Origin of the sequence: Thiohalocapsa marina (genome assembly GCF_008632335.1) — a bacterium.
Taxonomy (GTDB): Bacteria; Pseudomonadota; Gammaproteobacteria; order Chromatiales; family Chromatiaceae; genus Thiohalocapsa; species Thiohalocapsa marina.
Genome location: NZ_VWXX01000002.1, coordinates 274,707 through 298,043 on the forward strand (window position 1 = coordinate 274,707; position 23,337 = coordinate 298,043).

23 protein-coding genes are annotated in these 23,337 nt (G+C 68.2%); 11 read left to right on the plus strand and 12 right to left on the minus strand.

Going from position 1 to position 23,337, the window contains the following annotated elements; translation table 11 throughout:
- Positions 1–81 precede the first annotated feature (81 nt).
- Entirely contained in the window at positions 82–849 is a 768-nt protein-coding gene (locus tag F2Q65_RS02705) for an SOUL family heme-binding protein (protein ID WP_150090136.1), read from the minus strand.
- Between the two features lie 654 nt (positions 850–1,503).
- On the opposite strand from F2Q65_RS02705, the gene rapA reads away from it, so the two are divergent.
- Positions 1,504–4,299, plus strand: coding sequence for an RNA polymerase-associated protein RapA (gene rapA, locus F2Q65_RS02710; protein ID WP_246155932.1), 2,796 nt, complete (start codon positions 1,504–1,506; stop codon positions 4,297–4,299).
- 2 nt (positions 4,300–4,301) lie between these two features.
- On the opposite strand, the gene F2Q65_RS02715 is transcribed toward rapA, so the two are convergent.
- Complete coding sequence (locus F2Q65_RS02715; RefSeq protein WP_150090138.1) at positions 4,302–4,871, minus strand: UbiX family flavin prenyltransferase; 570 nt, start codon at positions 4,869–4,871, stop codon at positions 4,302–4,304.
- Between the two features lie 126 nt (positions 4,872–4,997).
- Here F2Q65_RS02715 and F2Q65_RS02720 point away from each other — a divergent pair, with 126 nt between their 5' ends.
- The 3 genes from F2Q65_RS02720 (at position 4,998) to F2Q65_RS02730 (ending at position 8,096) form a co-directional block, all read left to right on the plus strand.
- Entirely contained in the window at positions 4,998–6,383 is a 1,386-nt protein-coding gene (locus F2Q65_RS02720) for a cobyrinic acid a,c-diamide synthase CobB (RefSeq protein WP_150090140.1), read from the plus strand.
- Positions 6,384–6,569: 186 nt separating this feature from the next.
- Positions 6,570–6,887 (plus strand): HesB/IscA family protein, encoded by a 318-nt coding sequence (locus F2Q65_RS02725; RefSeq protein WP_150090142.1) that lies wholly within the window; start codon positions 6,570–6,572, stop codon positions 6,885–6,887.
- A gap of 45 nt (positions 6,888–6,932) precedes the next feature.
- Complete coding sequence (locus F2Q65_RS02730) at positions 6,933–8,096, plus strand: sulfur reduction protein DsrS (RefSeq protein ID WP_150090144.1); 1,164 nt, start codon at positions 6,933–6,935, stop codon at positions 8,094–8,096.
- 210 nt (positions 8,097–8,306) lie between these two features.
- Here the strand turns inward: F2Q65_RS02730 and F2Q65_RS19375 are convergent, their stop codons facing one another.
- Positions 8,307–8,456 carry a hypothetical protein gene (locus tag F2Q65_RS19375; protein ID WP_211353928.1) on the minus strand — a complete coding sequence of 50 codons (150 nt, stop codon included), beginning with the start codon at positions 8,454–8,456 and terminating at the stop codon, positions 8,307–8,309.
- 173 nt (positions 8,457–8,629) lie between these two features.
- Between F2Q65_RS19375 and F2Q65_RS02735 the strand changes: the two genes are divergently transcribed.
- The 6 genes from F2Q65_RS02735 to F2Q65_RS02760 are packed head-to-tail and all read left to right on the plus strand — an operon-like array spanning position 8,630 to position 15,964.
- Positions 8,630–9,742, plus strand: a complete 1,113-nt coding sequence (locus tag F2Q65_RS02735; protein ID WP_246155933.1) for a recombination-associated protein RdgC — start codon at positions 8,630–8,632, stop codon at positions 9,740–9,742.
- A gap of 44 nt (positions 9,743–9,786) precedes the next feature.
- Positions 9,787–10,089, plus strand: coding sequence for a sensor histidine kinase (locus tag F2Q65_RS02740; protein WP_150090148.1), 303 nt, complete (start codon positions 9,787–9,789; stop codon positions 10,087–10,089).
- Positions 10,090–10,144: 55 nt separating this feature from the next.
- On the plus strand, positions 10,145–11,044 hold the full coding sequence (locus F2Q65_RS02745; protein ID WP_150090150.1) for an ATPase: 900 nt from the start codon (positions 10,145–10,147) through the stop codon (positions 11,042–11,044).
- A gap of 24 nt (positions 11,045–11,068) precedes the next feature.
- Positions 11,069–12,145 (plus strand): homoserine O-succinyltransferase MetA, encoded by a 1,077-nt coding sequence (gene metA / locus F2Q65_RS02750; protein WP_150090152.1) that lies wholly within the window; start codon positions 11,069–11,071, stop codon positions 12,143–12,145.
- Positions 12,145–14,415 carry a putative bifunctional diguanylate cyclase/phosphodiesterase gene (locus tag F2Q65_RS02755; protein WP_150090154.1) on the plus strand — a complete coding sequence of 757 codons (2,271 nt, stop codon included), beginning with the start codon at positions 12,145–12,147 and terminating at the stop codon, positions 14,413–14,415. The genes metA and F2Q65_RS02755 overlap by 1 nt, the downstream gene beginning before the upstream one ends.
- Positions 14,416–14,428: 13 nt before the next feature.
- A complete protein-coding gene (locus tag F2Q65_RS02760) occupies positions 14,429–15,964 on the plus strand; it encodes a diguanylate cyclase domain-containing protein (RefSeq protein WP_170265473.1) in 1,536 nt (511 codons plus the stop codon).
- Between the two features lie 4 nt (positions 15,965–15,968).
- Here the strand turns inward: F2Q65_RS02760 and F2Q65_RS02765 are convergent, their stop codons facing one another.
- The 3 genes from F2Q65_RS02765 to F2Q65_RS02775 form a co-directional block, all read right to left on the minus strand.
- Positions 15,969–17,711: a SulP family inorganic anion transporter gene (locus F2Q65_RS02765; RefSeq protein ID WP_150090158.1), complete on the minus strand. Its 1,743-nt coding sequence runs from the start codon at positions 17,709–17,711 to the stop codon at positions 15,969–15,971.
- Positions 17,712–17,898: 187 nt separating this feature from the next.
- On the minus strand, positions 17,899–18,438 hold the full coding sequence (locus F2Q65_RS02770) for a carboxymuconolactone decarboxylase family protein (protein WP_170265475.1): 540 nt from the start codon (positions 18,436–18,438) through the stop codon (positions 17,899–17,901).
- 154 nt (positions 18,439–18,592) lie between these two features.
- On the minus strand, positions 18,593–19,609 hold the full coding sequence (locus tag F2Q65_RS02775) for a LysR family transcriptional regulator (protein WP_150090162.1): 1,017 nt from the start codon (positions 19,607–19,609) through the stop codon (positions 18,593–18,595).
- Positions 19,610–19,750: 141 nt separating this feature from the next.
- Between F2Q65_RS02775 and F2Q65_RS02780 the strand changes: the two genes are divergently transcribed.
- Complete coding sequence (locus tag F2Q65_RS02780; protein ID WP_150090164.1) at positions 19,751–19,936, plus strand: hypothetical protein; 186 nt, start codon at positions 19,751–19,753, stop codon at positions 19,934–19,936.
- Here F2Q65_RS02780 and F2Q65_RS02785 read toward each other — a convergent pair.
- The 6 genes from F2Q65_RS02785 to F2Q65_RS02810 all read right to left on the minus strand — a co-directional run bounded on the left by F2Q65_RS02785 (position 19,923) and on the right by F2Q65_RS02810 (position 23,253).
- Entirely contained in the window at positions 19,923–20,204 is a 282-nt protein-coding gene (locus F2Q65_RS02785; RefSeq protein ID WP_150090166.1) for a pterin-4-alpha-carbinolamine dehydratase, read from the minus strand. The two genes, F2Q65_RS02780 and F2Q65_RS02785, sit on opposite strands and share 14 nt — an antisense overlap.
- Before the next feature lie 110 nt (positions 20,205–20,314).
- Entirely contained in the window at positions 20,315–20,620 is a 306-nt protein-coding gene (gene csoS1, locus F2Q65_RS02790) for an alpha-carboxysome major shell protein CsoS1 (protein ID WP_150090168.1), read from the minus strand.
- A 67-nt stretch (positions 20,621–20,687) separates the two neighbouring features.
- Positions 20,688–21,011, minus strand: a complete 324-nt coding sequence (csoS1, locus tag F2Q65_RS02795) for an alpha-carboxysome major shell protein CsoS1 (protein WP_150090170.1) — start codon at positions 21,009–21,011, stop codon at positions 20,688–20,690.
- A gap of 115 nt (positions 21,012–21,126) precedes the next feature.
- Positions 21,127–21,426, minus strand: a complete 300-nt coding sequence (locus tag F2Q65_RS02800) for a carboxysome peptide B (RefSeq protein WP_150090171.1) — start codon at positions 21,424–21,426, stop codon at positions 21,127–21,129.
- Positions 21,427–21,435: 9 nt separating this feature from the next.
- On the minus strand, positions 21,436–21,684 hold the full coding sequence (csoS4, locus tag F2Q65_RS02805; protein WP_150090173.1) for an alpha-carboxysome shell vertex protein CsoS4: 249 nt from the start codon (positions 21,682–21,684) through the stop codon (positions 21,436–21,438).
- Between the two features lie 12 nt (positions 21,685–21,696).
- The gene (locus tag F2Q65_RS02810; RefSeq protein WP_150090175.1) at positions 21,697–23,253 is read right to left on the minus strand and encodes a carboxysome shell carbonic anhydrase; all 1,557 of its coding nucleotides are present in this window, start codon (positions 23,251–23,253) and stop codon (positions 21,697–21,699) included.
- Between the last annotated feature and the right edge of the window lie 84 nt (positions 23,254–23,337).

Sequence of the window (23,337 nt, forward strand, 5' to 3'; positions counted from 1 at the left end):
CAGCGAGCCTGTAAGGGAACCGCTGATTTTTGGCCTGGATCGGATCAGGGAGGCCAGTAAATCAGTATCTCTAAGGCCGGCTCAGGGCACTTCGACCTGGATCAGGACCTCGTTGCGGCGCAGAAACCAGGGAACGAAGGCGGTATTGTACCGCGCAAAGACGGGCGTGCCGACGGGAACGAGTCGGGCGACGTGCAGGTGTTCGAGCAATTCGTCCGCTTTCTCGCGGAAACGTTCTTCGCTCCAGTTGCCGCGGTAGCGCAGCGCGGCTACCCGGCCGGGCTCGAGCCGGCGCAGCCGGACCTGTTCGTCCAGCGGCCTGGGCAGCATCGGCAGCCGATATTCCTTGGGCAGCGCGAAGCGGAATAGCCAGCGTTGTGCGGTGGGGTCGTCGGCGGATTCACGGGCCGGGCGCTGGTCCTGCGCCTGAGCCTGAGTCGGGGCCGGTCGATCGATGGTCGTGTTCGTGTCCAGCGGGTGCTGCAGCCGTTGCTGCATTACCGGCGCGATCATGGGCAGGCGGCGGCCGCCGACGTTGTTGCCTTGCACATAATCGACCAGGCGGCGGAAGGCGGGGTCGCTGGCCTGGGCGAAGTCTGCGGTCACTTCGGTCTCGGCGACGATGTAGGGGGCGTAGTCGCGCAGTTCGAAGCCGTCGGGCGTATCGACGATCTGGTGGCGTGGCTCGTCGATGGTCAGCAGGGCCATCGCCAGCAGGACGAGGGGGATCAGTGCGGCGGCGAGGTACAGGTATTTGCGTTTCATCGGGGCGGTGCCGGTGTCGGGGCCGTCGGTGAGTATCCTGCATTCAACCATGGCAGCGCGGCTGTGCGCGTTGTCGTTGGTCAACGGATCGCCGGCAGCGTGCTACCATCTGGTCCCTGGCCGGACGCGGCCAGTGTGGTTTGGCTAGCCTGTTGGCTGTTGGCTGTTGGCTGTTGGCTGTTGGCTGTTGGCTGTTGGCTGTTGGCTGTTGGCTGTTGGCTGTTGGCTGGTGGCTGGTGGCTGGTGGCTGGTGGCTGGTGGCTGGTGGCTTTGCTCGAGCGCGGCCTGAGCGGCTTGGGTGGCGGCGGTCTGGGGACGCCGTGAATACATCCCTGTAGGCTTCGCGATCGCATCCCTGCGATCGAGACCCCAGACCGCCGCCACCCAACCCCCTCAGGCCGCTGCAGGTTGCTCCGGATGCTGCACGTGGCTCAGGGCGTCGTACCTGGCAGCAGGTTGTTCGGCGACAGCAGGCCGTATCCGTAGGGTAGACAAGCGGAGCGCCGTCCACCAGGCAACATTCTCTGGCTTTGGTGGACGACGCTGCGCTTGTCCACTCCACTGAACTCTACCGAACTCGAGCTTTGGTGGACGGCGCTGCGCTTGTCCACCCTACCGAGCTTCATGGTTTGCGGTACGACATACACAGGTCTAACTATTTGTTTTCTCTTCTTTATCGCTGCGCGCTCTGCGCCTCTGCGGTTAATCCTTGGAGCTGCGGCTTAATGAGGGCGACCGGTGAAGGGTGATGTGAGACCGGGTCAGCGCTGGTTTTCGGAGACCGAGGCGGAACTGGGGCTGGGTCTGGTGCTGGAGGCGGATGTGCGCGTGGCGCGGCTGCTGTTTCCGGCCACGGGTGAAGAGCGTGCTTATGCCCGTCGCGAGGCGCCGTTGTGGCGGGCGGTGTTCGCCGTGGGCGATCAGGTGCGCGATCTCGACGGGCGGGAATCCACGGTCATCGGCGTGGATGAGCAGGACGCGCTGCTCACCTATCTGACCCTGGATGCGGCCGGTTGCGAGCAGGCGCTGATGGAGAGCCGACTGGACCCGCATCTGCATCTGAACCGGCCGCAGCGCAAGCTGCTTGCGGGGCGCCTGGATGCGGATATCTGGTTCGGGCTGCGTCTGCGCACCTGGCGGCATCTGGGGAACTGGGCGGCCAGTGATGTGCGCGGACTGGTCGGTGCGCGCATCAGCCCGATCCCGCATCAGCTGTATATCGCGGCGGAGGTGGCCGGTCGGGACGCGCCGCGGGTGCTGCTGGCGGATGAGGTGGGTCTGGGCAAGACCATCGAGGCAGGTCTGATCCTGCATCGGATGTTGCTGGAGGGCCGGGTCCGCCGGGTGCTGATCCTGGTGCCTGAACCCTTGTTGCATCAGTGGCTGGTGGAGTTGCTGCGGCGCTTCAATCTGGGTTTTGCGCTGTTCGACCGCGAGCGGCTGGCGGCCTTGGCGGACACCGCCGACAGTAATCCGTTCGAGACGGAGCAGCGGGTGCTGTGCAGCCTGGATCTGCTGACGGACGCGCCGTCGGCGGCAGCCGCGGCGCTGGCGGCGGACTGGGATCTGCTGATCCTTGACGAGGCGCACCATCTGCACTGGGCGCCGGAGGAGAGCGGGCTGGACTACGATCTGGTGCAGGCGCTGGCGGCCCGGGCCGTGGCGGTGCTGTTGCTGACGGCGACGCCGGAACAGTTCGGCCGTGCCGGGCACTTCGGCCGGTTGCGGTTGCTGGATCCCCAGCGCTTCGGCGACTATGCGGCGTTCCTGGCGGAGGAGGCCGACTATGCGCCGGTGGCGGAGATCGCCGCGGCGCTGCTGGACGACCCGGCAGCGTCGCTGACGGCGGCGCAGCGCGCCCGGCTCGATGCGCTGCTCGGCGATGATGGGGTCGATCAGCCGGACCTGATGCCGGACGCGCAGCCGGACCAGGCAAGGGATCAGGCCGGTGACGAGATCGTCTCCCGGCTGCTGGACCGTCATGGCACCGGCCGCGTGCTGTTTCGCAACATCCGCGCGGCCATCGCCGGGTTCCCCGAGCGGCATGTCCATGCCAGTGCCCTGACTGCACCCACTGATGAGACGACGGCTGCTGACGCCGCCGATCCTCGCCGGCCCTGGCTGGTGGAGACCCTGCGGCGGCTGCATCCGGCGCGGGTGTTGCTGATCGCGGCGCGGGCGGACACGGTGCTGGCGTTGCGGCGCTGGCTGCAGGAGCGTGCCGGTATCCCGGCGGCGGTGTTTCACGAGGGCATGGAGATCGTCGAGCGGGACCGCGCCGCCGCCTATTTTGCCGATGCCGAGGACGGCGCCCGCATCCTGTTGTGCTCGGAGATCGGCAGCGAGGGCCGGAACTTCCAGTTCGTCCATCACCTGGTGCTGTACGACCTGCCGCTGGAGCCGGACCTGCTGGAGCAGCGGATCGGCCGGCTGGACCGCATCGGCCAGACGCAGACGATCGAGCTGCATGTGCCCTATGTGCAGGGCACGGCCTCAGAGGTGCTGTATCGCTGGTACGCCGAGGGGCTGGATGCCTTTGCCGCCAGTTGCCCGGCGGCGCCGGTGGTGCACGAGCGGCTGGTGGATCGGCTGCGTGCGGCGCTGGAGCGGCCCGCCGACATCGACGCCCTGGTGCTGGAGGCGGCGGACCTGCGCCGGGTGCTGAACGCGGAGCTGGCGGCGGGGCGCGACCGGTTGCTGGAGCTGAACTCGCATCGCCCCGACCGTTCTGCCGCGCTGAAGGCGGCGGTGCAGGCGCAGGATGCGGATCCGGCGTTGGCCGACTACCTGACCCGGTTCTGGGATGCCTTCGGCGTGGAGCACGAGCCGGCGTCCGGCGCGGCGCTGGTGGTGCGCCCGGGCCGGCACATGTTGCAGGAGCGCTTTCCCGGCCTGCCGCCGGACGGGCTGACGGCGACCTTCGAGCGGGCCCATGCGCTGGCGCACGAGGATCAGGCCTTTCTCACCTGGGAGCACCCGATGGTGCGTTCGGCCACGGAACTGCTGACCGGCTCCGACCTGGGCAGCGCCGCCCTGGTGCTGACGCGCCATCCGGCCTTCAAGGCCGGCGAACTATTGCTGCAGATGCTCTATGTGGCCGAATGTCCGGCGCCGGCGGAACTGCAGGCCGGCCGGTTCCTGCCGCGGCTGGGCCTGCACCTGCTGCTGGACGAGCATGGGCGCGATCGGAGCGACGGCCTGGCGATCGATGACATCGCGGGCCGGTGTCTGACCGGCAACACCCGGCTCGCCGCGGCGCTGTTGCAGGCCCGCACGGCAGCCATCGAGGCCATGCTGGCGGCAGGCGAGGCCCGGGCGCGACGGGAGGAGCAGGCGATCGGACGCGCGGCGCGTGCGCGCATGCAGACGCTGCTGGGGGCGGAACTGCAGCGGCTGCAGGCCCTGGCCCGGGTCAATCCGGCCGTGCGCGAGGACGAGATCCACCACCTGGCTGCTCGCCGTGCGCGGCTGGACGACGCCCTCGGCCGGGTGCATCTGCGGCTGGATGCGGTGCGCCTGGTGGCGTTCGGGTAGCGTCAGTCGGTGTCCGCTTCCCGCCAGCGGCGGACCAGGTCGTTGTCCAGGCCGAACAGGTCCAGTACCCGCCCGACGCTGTGATTGACGATGTCGTCGACACTGGTCGGCGCGGCGTAGAACGCCGGCATGGGCGGGCAGATGACCGCGCCCATCTGTGCGGCCTCATGCAGCAGCCGGGTATGGCCCAGGTGCAGCGGCGACTCCCGCGGCATCAGCACCAGCCGGCGTCGCTCCTTCAGCGTGACGTCCGCGGCGCGCACGATCAGGTTGTCGGCGTAGGCGTTGACGACGCCAGACAGGGTCTTGATGGAGCAGGGGGCGATGACCATGCCGTCGGTGCGGAACGACCCGCTGCTGATGCTGGCGGCCAGGTTGCGGTCGCTGTGCACCACGTCTGCCAGGGCCTCCACCTCGGCCGGCGTCCAGTCGGTCTCCAGCGCGATGGTGATGCGCGCGCCACGGCTGACGACCAGGTGGGTCTCCACCGCCGCCATGGGCTGCAGGGTCTGCAGCAGCCGGATGCCGTAGATGGCGCCGCTGGCGCCGGTGATGCCGACGATGAGTCGCATGAGATCTCCGCGAGTTGCCGCCCGGTGGTTCCAAATGCCGAATTCGCTCCTACATGTGGGGACAATTGTCGCACGCTGCCAGCGTGCCCCGGGCGCCGCCGGCGGGCGGCCTGAGCGAAGCACCCCATGTCGTATCTGTATCTGTCGGCCCCCAGCAAATCCTCTGGCAAGACCACCCTCAGCATCGGGCTGGCCGCCGAACTGCGACGCCGCGGTCGCCGCGTGCAGCCGTTCAAGAAGGGGCCGGACTACATCGATCCGCTTTGGCTCACCGAGGCCGCCGGCCATACCTGCCTGAACCTGGACTTCAACACCACGCCGGCGGCAGACATCACCGCGGCCTTCTGCCGCCAGTTGCAGGGCGCGGACATCGGTCTGATCGAGGGCAACGTCGGCCTGTTCGACAGCGTCGATCTGCACGGCCGTCACAGCAACGCCGAGCTGGCCAGGCTGCTGGGCGCGCCGGTGGTCCTGGTGGTCAATGCCCAGGGCCTGGGCCGCGGCATCGCGCCGCTGCTGCTGGGGTATCAGGCGTTCGACCCGGCCCTGCGCATCGCCGGCGTGGTGCTCAACCGCATCGGCGGCGATCGCCACGGGGGCAACCTGCGGCGTGTTGTGGAACATTACACCGACATCCCTGTGCTGGGGCTGGTGCCGCGTGCGGCCGAGGTCGGCATCGAGGAGCGCCATCTGGGCCTGATGCCGAGCAACGAGGCCGGTGCCGCGGCGGCCACCGTCGAGCGAATCCGCGCCCTGGTGGCGGACCACATGGACATGGAACGGGTCGAGGCCCTGGCGCTGGACGCCCGCCTGCCGTCCGGTTCGGCGCCGGCGCCGGAGCAGGCGCCGGTCGCCGCGGATGTGCGCATCGGCATCGCCCGCGACGAGGCCTTCGGCTTCTACTACCCGGATGACCTGCTGGCGCTGCAACGGGCCGGTGCCGAACTGGTGCCCTTCAGTCCGGTGCATGACCCGCAACTGCCGCCGGTGGATGGGCTGTTCATCGGCGGAGGCTTCCCCGAATACCGCATGCACGAGCTGGAACGGAATGGCTCCATGCGCGCGGCGGTGGCGGACTTCATCGCCGCCGGCGGCCCGGTGTATGCCGAGTGCGGCGGTCTGATGTACCTGGCCCGGCGGCTTCACTGGCAGGGCCGCAGCAGCCGCATGTGCGGTGTGCTGGGGCGCGATGTGGCCATGCATGCCCGGCCCCAGGGGCGCGGCTATGTGCGGCTGCGCGAGACCGAGCAGTTTCCCTGGGCGCCGCTGCCCGGGGCATCACAGAACTCGGCGCCGCGCGAGATCGCCGCCCACGAGTTCCACCATTCCGCGCTGGTGGATCCCGACCCCGACTGGCGCTTTGCCTACCAGGTGTTGCGCGGCACCGGTATCGACGGTCGGCACGACGGTGTCGTGCACAACAACCTGCTGGCCAGCTACGCGCATCTGCGTGACGTGGGCGGGGTGGGCTGGACGGCGCGTTTCGTCGAACACGTGCGCGCCATGAAATGACCGCGGGCCGGCCGCGGCGAAAAGTTGCCGGTCAGCAGGTATACTTGGCGAACGTCATTCGTCAGACCCGGTACCGGTCGACAGGCCGGCCCCGGATAGCCGAAGTCCCGCGGATCGACTGTCGCTTCGGTGTCGGATCAGGGGCAGCCGGGCCGGGCACAAACCAGATCAACAGGATTGTCAGGCATGTTCAAATTGACCACAGCCGCCGCCGAACAGGTTCTGAAGGCCGCCAAGCAGGGCAATGCCGAAGGCATGTCCCTGCGCCTGGCCGCGGCCCGCAAGCCCGACGGCGCCATCGAGTACCGCATGGGCTTCGAGGATTCCGTCGGCGAGGACGATATCCGCTTCCAGAGCGAGGGCATCGATCTGGTCATGGCCCCGGAAGACGTCCCGCTGCTGGATGAGACCGTCATGGACTACGTCGAGATCGAGGAAGGCAAGCCGCACTTCATCTTCCTCAACCCCAAGGATCCCAACTACAGGCCCCCGGCCGATGCCTGACCCTGGTTCGAACCCGGCCTGATCGCAACTCGAGCGCCGCTGAACTTGGAACTCTCCAGCGAAGACAGCTTTCGTCTCAACGTGTTGCTGGCGAACAAGCCGCTGGCAATCCGTATCGACGAGTCCAGGCTCGTCGTCCATGGCCTGTCCGACCGTGGCGAGGCGAAGGTGCAGCTCAATCCCACCGGCCGGCCGGAGCCCTATCTGCGCGCCGTGCGGGAACTGATCTCCGGCCACATTCTCGGTTCCCCGGGGGGCTATCCAGTCTATCTCCGGCGCTGGACCCGCATGGGCCAGATGCGCGACCAGAGCCTGGAACAGTTGCTGATGCTCGGCGAGCCCGAGGCCGTGGTGGCCGCCGTGGGGTCCCCCGGTCTCACCGAGGAGCTGGCCCGGCGCGCCTGGTGGGCCATGGAGGATGCGGAGAACGCCCGGCGCATGCTGGCGCACGGGCACATCGCGACCAGCGCCATGGGGCCGGTGCTGGCGGAGTACCTGCTGGAGTATCTGCCGTTCGAGACCGAGAGCGACCGCATGATGGCCTCCGTGCGGCTGATGATGCAGCCGGGCCTGCTGCCGGAGGCCCAGCGCCGGGCGCTGTGGCAGAAATCCGGGCGCAAGCAGGCCTATCTGCTGGGCTTTCTGCAGGCGTTACCGGACGCGCTGCCGGAGGTGTTGCCGGAACCGGCGGAACCCCGCGCCGATGCGGCGGACCTGGAGCGCCGGCTGGCGGCCGAACGCGACACCGGCAACCCGGTGGCTGCCTTGCTGTTGCGGGTCGCCGGCGCGCCGGGGCAGGCCTACCTGAAGACCATGGCCGCGGTGTTGTCCAAGCCGCCCAACCAGGACGTGCTCAGCGCGGCGTTCGATTGTCTGCGGGACTACTTTGCCGCCATCCGCCAGGATGGCGATCCGGGGCTGGCGATGGCCGATCTGCAGACCGAGGCGGGGCGATACGTCGACGCTGCCGCCGACCCCGGACCGATGTCGGACCCGACCTCCAATCAGATCCGTGCCTGCCTTGCCGCTGCGCCAGAGCTCCGCGAGCAGCTGATTGCGATGCGCCTGCTCTCCGGGGCCAGCTATGGCCTGCTGCGGCCGCTGCTGCCGGACCCGACCACCCTTGGCAGCCTGATGCGCCGCAAGATCGCACCCGTCACCGACCTGCTGCAATCACAGATCGATCGTCTGCGCACGGCTGCGTCGTAGACCGGTCGTCACCAAAACCCTTCGCCCGGTGAACCTGGCCGTAGGACGGCGTAACGCTTGTCCGCCTTACCTTATTGATAGCAAAAAGGCCCGGTGAGGGCCTTTTTGCGTTGGGGCGAGCCTTGAGTCGGAGCCGGTGTCGGAACCGGTGTCGAATCAGGAACTGCCCAGCCGTGGGTGTGGCCCGCTTGGTCGCGGGCCTGCGACGGGTTACTCGATGAACGGGTTGACGCTCTCGACCTTCTGCACCTCGACCACCGGGGTGCGGTTCTCGTCTTGGGACTGTGGTTCCTGGGTGACGACGGCGGCTGTCGAGACGCTTCCGATCAGCAGTGCGGCTACGGCGATTCCAGCAAGCATCATGGTTCTCCTTGGTTGGTCGTTGGGTTTCTAACCATGACTATTATTATATAAGCACTTTCTTAATTAGCAACCTCTAATTTACTAATGGCGACGGAACCTTGATCCAGGTCACCATCTCCGCTCCCTCCCGTCCCGCCATCGGTGCCAGCCCTCGTCGCTGAGCCGCCGTTGTGCTGGCGTTTTCTGGCGCTGGAGCGGCGCGCATTGATCCGCCGGTCGGCGACGCGGATAATCGCGCCTTTTTCAAGCGAGGGCAGTCCGTGTTCAAGAACGCCAAGGTTTTTCGGCTCAGCGCACCGTTCGAATGGGATCAGGCGAGCCTGCACGAGCGGCTGTCGGCGCAGCGGTTCCGCCCCTGTGGCCCGCTGGAGGTGGCAACCATCGGCTGGGCGCCAGCCCTGGGGCCGACGGCGGAGGCGTTGGCGCATGCGGTCAACGGCTGTCTGCTGGTGGCGGCGCGCCGTCAGGAGCGGCTGTTGCCGGGCTCCGTGGTCAGCGAGGCGGTGGCCGAGCGCGTGGCCGAGATCGAGCAGAGCGAGCTGCGCGAGGTCTCGCGCCGCGAGCGCACGCAGCTGCGCGAGGCGCTGCTGACGGAGATGCTGCCCCAGGCCTTCACGCGTTCGCGGCTGGTGCGGGCCTACATCGATCCGCAGGGGGGCTGGGCGGTGGTGGATGCCTCCAGCGACAAGGTGGCTGAGGAGGTGCTCTCGCTACTGCGCAAGAGTCTGGACAGCTTCCCGGCCAAGCCGCTGGAGGCGTCGGTGCCGGTGTCCGAGCGCCTCAGCGCCTGGGTGGCCGGCGGCCAGGCCGGCGAGGGCTTCGAGCTGGAGGACCAGTGCGAACTGCGCGATCCGTCCGACTCGCGTTCGGTGGTGCGCTGCCGGGGGATGGACCTGACGGTGCCCGAGGTCAAGGCGCATCTGGACAGCGGCAAGCGGGTGGTGGCCCTGGGGCTCACCTGGCAGGAGCATCTCTCGCTGGTGCTGGACGAGTCGCTCGGGCTGAAGCGGCTGCGCTTTGCCGACGAGCTGGTCGAGACCGCCGTCGACGACGCCGGTGAAGACGAGCTGCTGCGCCAGGAGGCGGAGCTGAACATCATGACCGGGCAGCTGCGCGCGGTGCTGGCGGGGATCATGCAGGCGTTCGGCGTGCCGCCGGCTGCCGAGACCGGGTCAGGGGCCGGGCCCCAGTCAGGGCTGCCGGCCGGGTCAGTGCCCGAGGCACCGGCTGGTTCGTCGGCTGCGCCAGTGTCACCGGCGCAAGATCCGACCTCGGTCTCATGAGGTGACCCAAGACCGGTCGGCGCGGTCCGTGGCTCGGTGGCGGCATCAGCGGCTGGCGCGATAACGGCGGGGTCTGTCTCGAGGTGGCCGATGACGGCGACGGGCTCGCGCCGCAGGACATCGCGGTCTTGTTCCAGCCGGGTGTTCGGGGGGACAATGCCGATGACCAGAAGGATACGGGCATGGGGCTGGCCCTGGCCCGGAGCATGATCGAGGCCCAGGGCGGGTCCCTGGCCGCGGGCTGTGCACCGGGGCGCGGCTGCCGCTTCCGGGTCTGGCTGCCGGGCAGCGCTGATTCCGGTCCCAGTCCCGGTCCCGATCCCGGAGAAGCCGTGCAACAGCCCTGAACATGCCACCCGCAGGGACCCGACCCGGCGGGTCATCCGCACCGGAGTGCCAGCATTGAGATTCACCGTCGACGAGTTTCGCCATTGGGAGAACCGCAGCATTACGCTGCTGGGCATGTCCGGGGTCGGCAAGACCTATCTGTCTGCGCTGCTTCGGCGCAACGACTGGTTCCATTACTCCGGCGACTACCGCATCGGCACGCGCTATCTCGACGAGCCGATCCTGGACCTGATCAAGTCCAAGGCCATGGGCGTGCCCTTCCTGCGCGACCTGCTGCGGCGCGACTGGATCGCCATCCAGAACAAGATCCAGGTAGACGACCTGGGGCCGGTGCTGAGCTTCGTCGGCCAGCTGGGTGATCCGGAGAAGAACGGCCTGTCGCTGCCGGAGTTCAACCGCCGTCAGGCCATGTACCGCCAGGCCGAGATCCAGGCCATGCTGGACGTGCCGGAGTTCATCGACAAGGCCCGGCGCATCTACGGCTACCGGCACTTCGTCAACGACGTCGGCGGCAGCCTGTGCGAGCTGGACGAGCCCGCGGTGATGGACCTGTTGGCCAAGCACACCCTGATTTTGTACATCCGCGTGCCCCAGCCGGACGAGATCAAGCTGATCGAGCGGGCGCAGTCGGATCCCAAGCCGTTGTATTTCCGTCCGGCCTTTCTCAAGTCCGCGATCAAGGACTACCTTGATGAGCAGGGGCTGGAGTACGTCGCCGACGTCGATCCGAACGACTTCACCCGCTGGGTCTTTCCGCGCCTGTTCCACTCCCGGGTGCCGCGCTACGAGGCCATCGCCCGCCCGCTGGGCTACACGGTGGAGTCCACCGAAGTGGCGGCGGTGCGCGACGAGCAGGACTTTCTCGACCTGGTTGAAGCGGCCATCGCGCGCAAGGCGGATGCCCCCGAGCCCCCCCGCGACGGGCCCCCGGCCGACGACTGGGCCGCCGAGTGAAGCCACCACAGCTGCCGATACGCCATGCCCATCGTCGCCCATAACGACCTGCCCACCTTCGCGCGGTTGCGCGCCGAGGGCCAGAACATCCTGGAGTCCGACCGCGCCCTGCATCAGGACATCCGCGAGCTGCACATCGGCCTGCTCAACATGATGCCCGACGCGGCGCTGGCCGCCACCGAACGGCAGTTCTTCCGCCTGGTGGGGCAGAGCAACCAGATCGCGCAGTTCTACGTCCATCCGTTCTCGCTGCCGGGGCTGCCCCGCTCCGCCAAGGCCCGGGCACACCTCGAGCGCTACTACGAATCCTTCGAGCAGGTGCGCGAGCAGGGGCTGGATGCGCTGATCATCACTGGCGCCAATGTCACCGGGCGCGACCTGTCGGCGCAGCCATTCTGGCACCCGCTGATCGAGGTGGTGGACTGGGCGTTCGAAAACGTCACCTCCACGTTGTGCTCATGCCTGGCCACCCATGCCGTGATGCAGTTTCGCTACGGCCAGGAGCGCCGCCCATTGCCGGCCAAGCGCTGGGGTGTGTATGCCCATCGTGTGGTGCAGCGGGATCATCCGTTGGTGAGCAGTGTCAACACCCTGTTCGACGTGCCCCATTCCCGCTTCAACGAGATCGCACCGGAGCAGTTTCGCGCCGCTGGCGCCCGCGTGCTGGTGGAGAGCGAGCGGGCCGGCGTGCACCTCGCGGTGAGCCCGGACGGTTTCCGGCTGGTGATGTTCCAGGGGCATCCGGAATACGACATCGTCTCTCTGCTGAAGGAGTACAAGCGCGAGGTGCGCCGGTTCGCTGCCGGCGAGCGGCCGGATTATCCGCCGTTTCCGGACAACATCTTCAACCCCAAGTCCCGGGCCGTGCTGGAGGAATTCCGTACCCTGCTGGAACATGACCTCGACCGCGGGCGTGAACCGCCGGAACTGCCCGAGGCGCGCATCGCCGCGGCCCTGGACAATACCTGGCGTGACAGCGCCGAGGGCGTGGTTGGCAACTGGATGGGCCTGGTCTACCGGGTCACCCACAATGACCGCCGCATCCCTTTCATGCAGGGGGTCGATCCGAACGACCCGTTGCGATTGCGGGTGCCGCGATAGTGGAGCGCCCTGCCGAACAGGCGGCGGATGCACCCGCTGCCGACCCGGCCGCGGCGGAGAGCGACGAGCAATACTGGAAAGCGGTGCTGGAGGCCGCCGGCCACGGCGTCTGGGACTGGGACATTGCCAGCAACAGCGTGCGCTTCTCCCGCACCTGGAAGTCGATGCTCGGCTACGCCGACCACGACATCGCCGACGACCTGGACGCGTGGGTCAGCCGGGTCCACCCGGACGACCTGCAGGACACCCTGGCGGCGGTCGAGGCCCACCTCGAGGGCCGGACGCCCGCCTATGAGAGCATCCACCGCATGCGCTGCAAGGACGGCGGCTGGAAGTGGATCCTCGACCGCGGTCGCGTGTTCCATCGTGACGCCCACGGCCAAGCCCTGCGCCTGATCGGCACCCACACCGACATCACCGAGCGGCTGGCCCTGGAGGAGCAGATCCGGGCGCTGAATGCCGATCTGGAGCGCCGGGTGGAAGAGCGCACCGCCGAGGTCTGCGCCGCCAACGCTGCCCTGCGCGAGAGCGAGGAGCGGTTTCGCCGGCTGTTCGAGGACACCCGCCAGCCGTTGTCGCTGATGGATGCCGCTGGCCGGTTCATCGCCGTCAACCAGGCCACGTTGCGCATGCTGGGGCTCGATCACCCGGGACAGCTCATCGGCGGCACCCCCGACAAGGTGTCGCCGCCGACCCAGCCGGATAGCCGTTCCTCCCGGGAGAAGGCCCTCGAGATGATGCAGCTGGCCTTCGACCAGGGTGCCCACGGCTTCGAATGGGAACACCTGCGGGCCAATGGCGAGTGCTTTCCGGCGCGTATCCTGCTCACCGCCATCGACAACCGGGGCGAGCCCCAGCTGCATGTGGTCTGGAGCGATCTGACCGTACAAAAGCAGGCCCAGGCGCGGGTGGAATACCTGGCCTATCACGACGAGCTCACCGGCCTGCCCAACCGGGTGCTGGGGCAGGACCGCCTGCAGCAACTCCTGGCCGGCGCTCGGAACAACGGCATGGCGCTGGCGGTGCTGTACCTGGACCTGGACCAGTTCAAGTTCGTCAACGATACCCATGGCCATGCCGTCGGCAACCGGCTGTTCAAGCAGGTGGCCGAGCGGTTGGACGCGCAGCGGCGCGCGGCCGACGGCCTGTGCCGGCTGGCCGGCGACGAGTTCATACTGGTCATCGGCGAGGTGGCCCTGGAGCATGCCGTGGCGCAGGTGAGCGTGCGTTGCGAGCAGATCCTGGCCAGCCTGGCCGACCCCTTTCGGCTTGATGACCTGCAACTGTTTGCCTCGCTCAGCATCGGCATTGCGCTGTATCCCCAGGACGGTACCGAGGCCGAGGTGCTGATGCGCAATGCGGAGACCGCGCTCAGCTGGGCCAAAGCAGAGGGGCCGCACAGCTATCGCTTCTTCGAGTCGAACATGAACGCCGCTCTGCTGCGCTTTGTCGACACCCGCGAGGCGTTGCACCGGGCGCTGGAGCATGACGAGCTGGTGCTGCACTATCAGCCGCAACTGGATCTGCACAGCGGGTGGGTGGTGGGTGTCGAGGCGCTGTTGCGCTGGCAGCGGCCCGGCGTGGGGCTGGTGCCGCCGGGCGAGTTCATCCCCGTGGCCGAGGAGAGCGGCCTGATCGTGCCCATGGGCCGCTGGGTGCTGGCCGAGGCCTGCCGCCAGGCCGCGGCCCTGCATGCCGCCGGCTGGCCGGCGCTGACCATGGCGGTGAACCTGTCGGCGATACAGTTTCGCCAGCGGCGGCTGGAGGTAGACGTGGCCATGGCGCTGGAGGCCAGCGGGCTGGATCCGCGCCGGCTGGAACTGGAGCTGACCGAGTCGGTGCTGCTGCATGGCGAGTCGGCGCTGCAACAGATCCTGTCGCGCTGGAGCGCCCAGGGCATCCAGCTGGCCATCGACGATTTCGGCACCGGCTATTCCGGCCTGGCCTACCTGAAGCGGCTGCGGGTGAACAAGCTCAAGATCGACCGCGGCTTCGTTGCCGACCTGCAGACCGATGCCGAGAATCGCGCCATCGTGCAGGCGATGATCCAGCTTGCTCAAAGCTTCGGCCTCAAGGTCCTGGCGGAGGGGGTCGAAGACGCCGGGCAGCTGCAGGCGCTGCAGCAGATGGGTTGCGACCAGGCCCAGGGCCATTTCTATGCCGAGCCGCTGCCGGCGGCGGAACTGATGCGCTGGTTGCGCCAGGCCGACAGCTGCGCCGATGTTGGCAACGACACCGGCAACGAAAGCGGGCCCTCGTCGGAGCGCTGAACAGGGCCTCGCCATGGACATCCAGACCCTGCTGTTCGCCATCACCTCCACCAGCATGGTGCTGGCCATCACCATGGGCCTGATCGGCTATGGCAGTCGGCACAACAGCATGACCCTCTGGACCCTGGCGGTGATGCTGAACGCGACCGCCTTTCTGGCGTTCATCCTGCGCCCGCAGATCGGCGAGCCGGTCTCGGTGCTTGTCGGCAACGCCCTGATCACGGCCTCGTTGGCGGTCTTCGCCGTGGGCTGGTCACGGTTCCAGGGTCGGCAGCTGGCCACCTGGCTGGTCTGGCTGCCGGTGCCCGTCACCGTCATCGCCAGCCTGTCCCTGCTCGGGGACATTGCCGGCCGCGTCATTGCCAATGGCGCCATCGTCTGGCTGCAATGCCTGTTCCTGCTGGTGCTGCTGCTGCGCGGGCGTCGGTCCACCCCCGGTGTCGGCCAGTACATCGTAGCCGCGGGCCTGATGATGCCGCTGCTCATCCACCCGGTGCGCATCATCGGCGTGCTGTTGGACCCCGCCGCGGTGGTCTCGCTGACCAGTGCCAGTCCGGTGCAGACGCTGCTCTTTCTGGCGTCGCTGCACGGCCTGATCCTGATGGTCATCGGCATCATCGTCGCCGTGCGCGAGCGGGCCGAGGCCGAGCTGCGCCTGAGCGAGCAGAAGTTCCGTGCCTATGTCGAGGATGCTTACGATGTCATCTACACCCTCAACCTGAAGGGCGAGTTCCAGTACCTGTCGCCGAATCTGCAAGAGGTGCTGGGGCATCGCCCGGAGGACGTGATCGGCCGCCACTTCTCCGCCTACATCCATTCGGACGACCTGCCGCGGTGCCTTGCCTTCCTGCAGCGCCTGCTCGCCACCCGCGAGAAGCAGAGCGGGCTCGAATACCGCGTGCGCCACAAGCGCGGCGACTGGTGCTGGCACATGAGCAACGCGTCGCCGCTGCTGGACGACGCCGGCGAACTCGTCGGCATGCTCGGCATCGGCCGCGACATCAGCGACCGCAAGGAGAACGAGGCCAGGATCAGCTACCTGGCCCACTACGACCCCCTCACCGACCTGCCCAACCGGACCCTGCTGTTCGACCGGCTGCAGCAGGCCCTGCGGGAGGCCGAGCGCGACGGCACTCAGGTGGCGGTGCTGTTCATCGACCTCGACCGCTTCAAGCCCATCAACGACACCCATGGCCACGCCATCGGTGACCAGGTGCTGCAGGCTGCGGCGGCGCGTCTGCTCGCCGCGGTGCGCGCCTCTGACAGCGTCGGGCGCATCGGCGGTGACGAGTTTCTGGTGTTGCTGCCACGCGTGGACGGCTGCGATTGCGTCCTGGCGGTGGCCGACAAGATCACTGCCGCGCTGTGCGAGCCCATCGCCGTGGACGACCTGCAGCTGACATTGTCATGCAGCGTCGGCGCGGCGCTCTACCCGCGGCATGGCCACGATATCACCAGTCTGGTGGGTCACGCCGACCAGGCCATGTATCGCGCCAAGCAGGCTGGACGCGACCAGACCCGCTTCGGCGAGAGCGACGAAGCGCCCTGACGCTTCAGACCGCCTGCGCCGACTCGTCACCGTTGCACGGACCCAGCGCCGTGGTGCCCTCGGCCTCTGCCTGCTGCACATCGGCCAGTGCCCGCAGCAGGGCCTGTTCGCGCGACTCCACCCAGTCCTCCTTCGGCACCAGAGCGGAGAAACCGAGGCGTTCGCAACGCTCGCGGGGCTGGGCCTGCAGCCCGGACACATAGACCCGGATGCAGCGACGGTGGGCCTCCCGCACCAGGGCCTCCAGCGCCACCGAGGTGCTGACGCCCAGATGAGGCACGCCGCTCAGGTCCACGGCCAGGGCGCGCAGGCCGTCGAGCTGGGTCTGCAGCCGCTGCAGTGCCTGGGCCGCGCCGAAGGTCAGCGGGCCGCTGAGGCAGAGCAGGCCGACGCCGTTGCTGTTGTCGCTGAGTATCCGCCGTTCGTGCGCGGTCAGTCTGCCGCATTCGGCGTCCGGCAGTCCGTCCGGGCCACCGACGATGCGCACCTCGTCCGACTGGATGTCCGCCAGCCGGCGGATGGTGAGGATGTTGGCCACGAACAGGCCGATGCCCACGGCGGTGATCAGGTCGACGAACACCGTCATCACGATCACTGCGTACATGATGAGTGCGCCGCGGCGCGAGACCCGGTGCGCGCGGCGCAGGAAGCCCCAGTCGATGATGTCGATGCCGACCTTGATCGCGATGCCGGCGAGCACTGCCTTGGGGATGTCCTCCACCAGTCCGCTGGCGCCGAACACCACCACCGCCAGCAGCAGTGCCCGGGTGAGCCCGGACAGGGCGCTGACTGCGCCGCTCTGGATGTTGACCACCGTACCCATGGTGGCACCGGCACCGGGCAGGCCGCCGAACAGGCCGGACGCCAGGTTGCCCAGGCCCTGGCCCATCAGTTCCTTGTCCGAATTGTGCTGGGTGCGGGTGAGGCTGTCGGCCACCACCGAGGTCAGCAGGGCGTCGATGGAGCCGAGCATGGCCAGCACCAGGGCGTCGATGACCATGGTGCGCCATTCAGCCGCCGAGAAGGTGGGCAGCTGGATCTGCGGCAACCCGGTGGGTATCTCGCCGATGGCGCGGTAGCTGCCGCTGCCCAGGAACCAGACTGCCAGCAGGGTGCCGAGCACCAGCGCCACCAGCTGCGGTGGGGCGTAGCGGCGCCAGCGCCGGGGCATCAGGAACAGGATCGCCAGCGCAAGCGCGCCCAGCAGCAGCTCACCGGGCTTCACCTGGGTGAGGAATCCAGGCAATGCCGTCAGCGAGCCCATCACCCCGCCGGCGGGGGAGGCAAAACCCAGCAGCGCCGGCAACTGGATGATGATCAGGATGATGCCGATGCCGGACATGAAGCCCGAGATCACGGTGTGCGGCATCAGCGTGACATAGCGTCCCAGCTTGAGCACGCCGAACACGATCTGGAACAGCCCCGCCAGCATCACCGTGGTGAACGCCATGGCCATGCCGTTCTCCGGCGGCAGGCCGGTGGCCGGATCCGGCGCCATCAGCGTCATGATCACCGCGGTGAACACCACCGTCATCGGCCCGGTGGGCTCGGAGATCAGCGTCGGCGTGCCGCCGAACAGCGCCGCGAACAGACCCACCAGCACCGCGCCGTACAGGCCGGCCTCGGCCCCCGCGCCGGAGGCGACGCCGAATGCCAGCGCCATCGGCAGAGACACCACCGTGGCGGTGACGCCGCCGAACAGGTCGCCCTTGAGATGATCGAACGTGATCCGGTTGAACAGCGTCATGGTTCGCTCCGCGCCTGGGGCCGAAAGTGGTCACTCTCGGTCAGTGTCGGGGCAGACGCCTATAAAAGGAAATGAATGTTCTGAATCAGAAGGATAGACCAGTCGCAATGCGAAACCGCCAGATAAACGTCATCCCGGCCGAGAAGCCGGGACCCATGCCTGGGATGGCAGGCGCGTGCCTGAGCGCTCAGGCCACCGCGGCGTTGAAGCGACGCTCCACCGGGGTGGCGGCGAGGTGGTTGGTGTAGCTGGCCAGGGTGGCCAGGGAGACGCCGCAGATGACCTCCAGGATCTGCGGGCGCTCGAACCCGGCCTCCAGGAACGCGCCCACCTGGTGTTCCGGCACCCAGCCGCGATCGCGGGTCAGCGCCTGGGCGAAACGGCGCAGGGCCTGCAGCCGGGGGTCTCGCAGCGGACGGTCTCCGACAATGGCGTCACCGGCCTCACGTGCGGCCTCGCTGTGGTCGAAGGGACCCTGCTGGGTGGTGCAGTAGTGGCAAGCGTTGGCCTGGGCGGCGGCGAGGTAGACCACCTGCTGCTCCAGCGGGCTGAGGCTGGATTGCGAGAAGGCGCCGTGCAGTTGCTGGAATCCGAAAAGGGTGGCCGGCGAATCCGCCAGCACGCGCATCAGGTTCGATGGTGCCCCGCCATCCTGGACGGCCGCGTCCAGCAGTGCGCGGGATGCGGCCGGGGCGGTGGCTGAGGTGTGCAACGGTAGCTCGATCATCGCGTCGTTCTCCAGGTTCTGCCGCGTCGTCGGGATGAAGACGAGACTTGCGTCGGAGAAAGATTGGCGGCCAATGGCCGGCGACGCAATGGGGTAGGGGGCGAAAAAGCCGACTATTTTTATTGGTCTTTTTCGGAGCGCCGATTGACGGGGTCTATGCAGCGGCCCGGCTCCTGCCGTTCTGCTTGAATTCGGCAAGCGCCGCATCCAGCCGATTGCGCAGTTCCGCTTCGCTGGCGGCGGCAAAGTCCAGGAACGCCCGCGCCACTCGCGACAGCTCGCGGTTGCGCGGGTAGACCAGGCACCAGCGGCGCACGATGGGAAAGCCCTGCACGTCCAGCAGCGTCAGCGTGCCGGCGCGGCTCTCCAGGATCAGCGAGTGCAGCGACAGGACCGAAATGCCCAGCCCGCCGACGATGGCGTGCTTGATGGCCTCGTTGCTGCCCAGCTGCATCCGCACCCGCGGCTTGATGTTGCGCTCGTGCAGCATGCGCAGGATCGCGTCGCGGATGCCCGAGCCCGGCTCCCGCAGCAGGAAGTCTTCGTCCGCCAGCCGCTCGAGGGGGATGTTGCGCGCGCTGGCCAGCGGGTGGTCGCTGCGGGCCACCAGGACCAGCGGATTCGGGGCGAATGGCACGGCCTCGATCTCGTTGCCGAATTCCTCCAGCTGCCCTGAGATGTACAGGTCGTGGGTGTGGGTGTTCAGCCGCTCGATGATGCGATCGCGGTTGGTGACCTCCAGTGCAACGTCCATGCCGGGATAGCGCTCGCAGAAGGCGCCGAGGAGCTCCGGCGCGACATACTTGGCGGTGGTGATGACACCGAGACTGAGACGACCGCGCTTGAGCCCCTTCAGGTCCGCGAGCCGGGTCTCCAGCCCGGACAGCACGCCCAGGATCTGGCAGCTGGCGGAATAGACCTCGCGACCGGCATCGGTGGGGACCACCCGTCGTCCCACCTGCTTGAACAAGGGGGCATCGATGGTGTCCGCCAGTTTCTTGATCTGGATGGAGACCGTGGGCTGGGTCAGGAACAGTTCTTCGGCCGCGCGTGTGAAACTGCCCAGGCGGACGATGGCCTCCATCAGCTGCAGCTGGCGCAGCGTTGCATGCCGGATCAGGTAATCCGAGCCGATGCCCGTGTTGGCGCGTGCGGATGCGGTGTCTGGCATGGCAATGCTCGTTTGCTGCGCCCGTGTCAGTCCGGCCAGACCCGGCGGCCTCGCTGGTAAGGGTTATCGCCCGGGGTGTGCCCGGAGCCGCTGGCAGCGTCGTCGGCGTTGGCCTGCGCGCGCGTCCGTACCGAGCGGGCAGTGGTTCCGGCGGCAGATGTTCTGGCACCGGCCGAAGGCTTCGGCTTCGGTTTCGGCTTGCCGGCGGCGGGCGTTGGGCGGCTCGCCGTCGAATCGGCCGCGGTCTTCTCAGCGGCGGCACCTGTGGTGGACGCCGGCTTGTCCGGCGCGGACGCGGCCGACCGGGTGCCGCTCATGGTACGCTGACCCGGTCGGCGCCCGCCAGGGCATCCACGCGCTCGGCAAAGGCGCGGACCGCGGGAGCGATGTCCTGCTCACCCTCGTCGGCGAACAGGGTCAGGTTCACATAAGTGCGCCCAAAGCTCATGTTGGGGTAGATGGCGGTCTTTTCAGACAGGCTCTCGGAGTGTTCGAGAAACACCCGGGTCTGCTCGTAGTCGGCGAACTCCAGGCGGCGTTCGAGCCGCAGCGGCCGCTCGCGCCGGCGCCAGCCGGCGGTGTCGGAATCAGGCATCGTCCTGTCCTCCCGTGGGTGTCATGTTACATCACGTTTTCAACAGGCAGCCGGCCATGGCGCCCGGCGAGCCCGCGGTGACCACGGGCCGACCGGTCGGCCATGGGGCATCAGTCCGCCTTTGCGCCGCCGGTGGGCAGCACCGGCTCCACCTCGCGGTGCGGACGGGCGATGATGTGTGCGGCCACCAGGCCGTCGCCGACGCGCTCGCAGGCATCGGCACCGGCGCGCACAGCGGCGTTCACCGCGCCGGTCTCGCCGCGCACCAGCACGGTGACGTAGCCGCCGCCGACGAACTCGCGCCCGATCAGGCGCACCTCGGCGGCCTTGGTCATGGCGTCAGCCGCCTCGATGGCGGGTACCAGCCCGCGGGTTTCGATCATTCCGAGTGCAATGCCCATGGTCTCGTTGGCCATCTCTGTTCTCCTGCTCTGCTTGGTTTGACAATGATTGTTTCAGGCGGGGACACAGGCCCCGCCGGTATCAGCGGCCCGGCGCCCCGGGAGTGAAGCCGGAGCCGCCGGACTCCAGCACGGGTTCCACCTCGCGGTGCGGGCGGGCGATGATGTGCGCGGCCACCAGGCCGTCGCCAACGCGCTCGCAGGCATCGGCACCGGCGCGCACGGCGGCGTTCACCGCGCCGGTCTCGCCGCGCACCAGGACGGTGACGTAGCCGCCACCGACGAACTCGCGCCCGATCAGACGGACTTCGGCCGCCTTGGTCATCGCATCCGCCGCCTCGATCGCCGGGACCAGTCCGCGGGTCTCGATCATGCCCAGCGCAATGCCTGTCGCTTCGCCTGCCATTGTTGCTTTCTCCTGCTCTTGGGTTCGCTTGCCGGGCGTGGCCGCACCGGGGCGCCGTATTAACAAGGCGTTCCCGCCACCTGTTGCGGCCGAAGCCGCTGAAATCACTGCTCGCTCAGGCCGTGTCGGTCTTGGGCGATGCCGCTTCGGGAGCGGTGGGGGCCGTCGCCCCGCCGTCCCAGTGATCGATGATCCCGCCGATGGTCAGATCGGTGAGGATCCGTTTGTCTCCCATGGCCAGCCGGCCAGCGGAGCCGCTGACGGTGAACACCCAGTTGCCGCCGCGGGCGCCCACCGGGTCGGTGGCCACCACCAGCTTGCCCTTGCTGTCCTGCAGCAGGCGCAGGGGGCAGTGTTCCAGGCCCGCCACGCGCCGGGTGCAGTACAGGGTGCCCACCACCTGGCTGATCTCCATGCCGTGCCCTCAGTGCTCCGGGTCCCAGTCGTCGATGATGCCGACAATGGTCAGATCGCTCGGGTAGTCCTTGTTGCCAGCGGCCTCGCGGGCGGCGGAGCTGCCGACGCAGATCACCCAGTCGCCGGGGCTGGCGCCCACCGCGTCCACCGCCACGGCCATGGAGCTGCCGTCCTGCACCACTTGCAGGTGTTTGTGTTCGAAGCCCGGAATCCGGTTGGTGGACACCAGCGGCTTGATGATCTTGCAGATCTTCATGACTGTCGGACCTCAGTGTTCCGCAGCTGCCGGTTCGAGCGTCGAGCCCACGATCTCGATCGGATGGGCGGCGTCGCAGTCGCGCACCACGCGCAGTACATGCAGCAACCCCTGGGCAACCAGTTGCGGGTAGCGGGCCAGCAGCGCCGCAGCGATGCGATCCACATGGCCCACTGCCCGCTGCCGGGCGCCGGGCACGCTGCCGTGGTAGTCGTGGCGCACGACCACCGGCACCGGCAGCCCGTGGCTGACGTTCAGGCCGGAGAAGATGCGGATACCCACATCCAGGTCAGCTGCGCCCTCTTCCACCGTGTTCAGGTAGGCGAAGTAGGTCAGGTTGCGCAGCTGGATCTCCTCGAAGCCGATGCCGGCGCCGATGAAGCGCTCTGCGTGTCCCGTGTCCTGATAACGGCCGGCGTGCATCTGTCGCACCAGGTCGATCTGGGAGATGTTGTTCTCGATCAATCGGGCGATCAGGGCGACCATGCCCTCGGCGGGGCCGCCTGCCGGGACTGTCGCCGGGCCCTTGCGGCCGAGCCCGCGTCGCGCAGGGCCCGGAGCCGGCCGTCCGGCGCCGTCGGTGCCGGCTGCATGGGCGCGGACCGCCTCGGTCAGGTGCGCGCGGGCCTGTTGCTGGGTCATGTGTGCGGTGGCGTCGTACAGGTCCCGCGCATGCAGCCAGCGATGCAGGTCGCAGCGGCCGGCGGCGTCAGGCACATGCACCCGGATCGCATCGGTGTCGGTGTCCATGCCGATCAGCAGCAGATCCACTGACGCCCCGCAGCAGAAGCCGTTCTCGATCGCCTGGCGGAACCCCTCCAGCCGTTCCCAGCCAGCACGGGCCGCGGCCTCGTCGTCGGAGCCGTGGGCGGCGCAGCCCTGGTGCGACGGGTCTACCGAGCTGAAATGGTAGATCACCGTCTTCAGATAGCGGGTGGGCGCATCGGCGGTGTTGGGCACGCCCTCGCGGAAGCGCTGCAGTTCCGTCTCCACCCATTTCTCGACCGTGTTCTCGATGTCGAACAGCGAGCCGGCGTAGGACTTGCGGCGCACGTTGCCGTAGGGCAGCCGCAGCACATAGCTGATGGCATGGGCCAGGCGGCCATCGGCGCAGGGCGTCACGTCCATCAGGTGGAAGCCGCAGTCCAGCAGGAAGCGCTGGAACGCCGGATCATCCCGCCCGCCCAGCGGGTCGTTGGCATAGAAGGCATCGCTGGCCCGGTGGTAGGACGCGAACACGCACCAGCCGAACAGCCGCCGCATGTCGATGCCGGCGACCCAGGCGTCGTCCAGCAGGTGATCCGGCAGTTCGACACCAAGGGTGTCTCGAGCCAGCCGCCGTGCCCGCTCGGTGAAGTCCGGCGCGTAGCGATGGCTGGCGATCTCCTTGAGTACCGGCACGATGCGGTCGAACGAGGCCTTGACCTCTGCGTCGTACTGCGCCAGCCGCACGTTGGTCGGGCCGTCGGTCAGCGGATGGGTGGCGCCCACCGGAGCACCTGCCCTGGGGTTGCCGCCCGTCTCCTGCGGCCCCTCGGTAGGGACCGGCTTGCCGGGCGCAACCGGCATGGACAGGCTTTCCGCCGGTGCAGTAGCTGACGCCGAAGCCGACGCACTACCGGGCGCCGCACGACGCGACAGGATCTCCTGCTG

What these genes read in the sequence shown, in the direction of transcription:
- F2Q65_RS02715 (WP_150090138.1), bottom strand. Translation starts at nt 4,871, where the DNA reads ATGCGACTCATCGTCGGCATCACCGGCGCCAGCGGCGCCATCTACGGC.
- F2Q65_RS02720 (WP_150090140.1), top strand. Translation starts at nt 4,998, where the DNA reads ATGTCGTATCTGTATCTGTCGGCCCCCAGCAAATCCTCTGGCAAGACC.
- F2Q65_RS02725 (WP_150090142.1), top strand. Translation starts at nt 6,570, where the DNA reads ATGTTCAAATTGACCACAGCCGCCGCCGAACAGGTTCTGAAGGCCGCC.
- F2Q65_RS19375 (WP_211353928.1), bottom strand. Translation starts at nt 8,456, where the DNA reads ATGCTTGCTGGAATCGCCGTAGCCGCACTGCTGATCGGAAGCGTCTCG.
- metA (WP_150090152.1), top strand. Translation starts at nt 11,069, where the DNA reads ATGCCCATCGTCGCCCATAACGACCTGCCCACCTTCGCGCGGTTGCGC.
- F2Q65_RS02760 (WP_170265473.1), top strand. Translation starts at nt 14,429, where the DNA reads ATGGACATCCAGACCCTGCTGTTCGCCATCACCTCCACCAGCATGGTG.
- F2Q65_RS02765 (WP_150090158.1), bottom strand. Translation starts at nt 17,711, where the DNA reads ATGACGCTGTTCAACCGGATCACGTTCGATCATCTCAAGGGCGACCTG.
- F2Q65_RS02770 (WP_170265475.1), bottom strand. Translation starts at nt 18,438, where the DNA reads ATGATCGAGCTACCGTTGCACACCTCAGCCACCGCCCCGGCCGCATCC.
- F2Q65_RS02775 (WP_150090162.1), bottom strand. Translation starts at nt 19,609, where the DNA reads ATGCCAGACACCGCATCCGCACGCGCCAACACGGGCATCGGCTCGGAT.
- F2Q65_RS02785 (WP_150090166.1), bottom strand. Translation starts at nt 20,204, where the DNA reads ATGCCTGATTCCGACACCGCCGGCTGGCGCCGGCGCGAGCGGCCGCTG.
- csoS1 (WP_150090168.1), bottom strand. Translation starts at nt 20,620, where the DNA reads ATGGCCAACGAGACCATGGGCATTGCACTCGGAATGATCGAAACCCGC.
- csoS1 (WP_150090170.1), bottom strand. Translation starts at nt 21,011, where the DNA reads ATGGCAGGCGAAGCGACAGGCATTGCGCTGGGCATGATCGAGACCCGC.
- F2Q65_RS02800 (WP_150090171.1), bottom strand. Translation starts at nt 21,426, where the DNA reads ATGGAGATCAGCCAGGTGGTGGGCACCCTGTACTGCACCCGGCGCGTG.
- csoS4 (WP_150090173.1), bottom strand. Translation starts at nt 21,684, where the DNA reads ATGAAGATCTGCAAGATCATCAAGCCGCTGGTGTCCACCAACCGGATT.
- F2Q65_RS02810 (WP_150090175.1), bottom strand. Translation starts at nt 23,253, where the DNA reads ATGCCGGTTGCGCCCGGCAAGCCGGTCCCTACCGAGGGGCCGCAGGAG.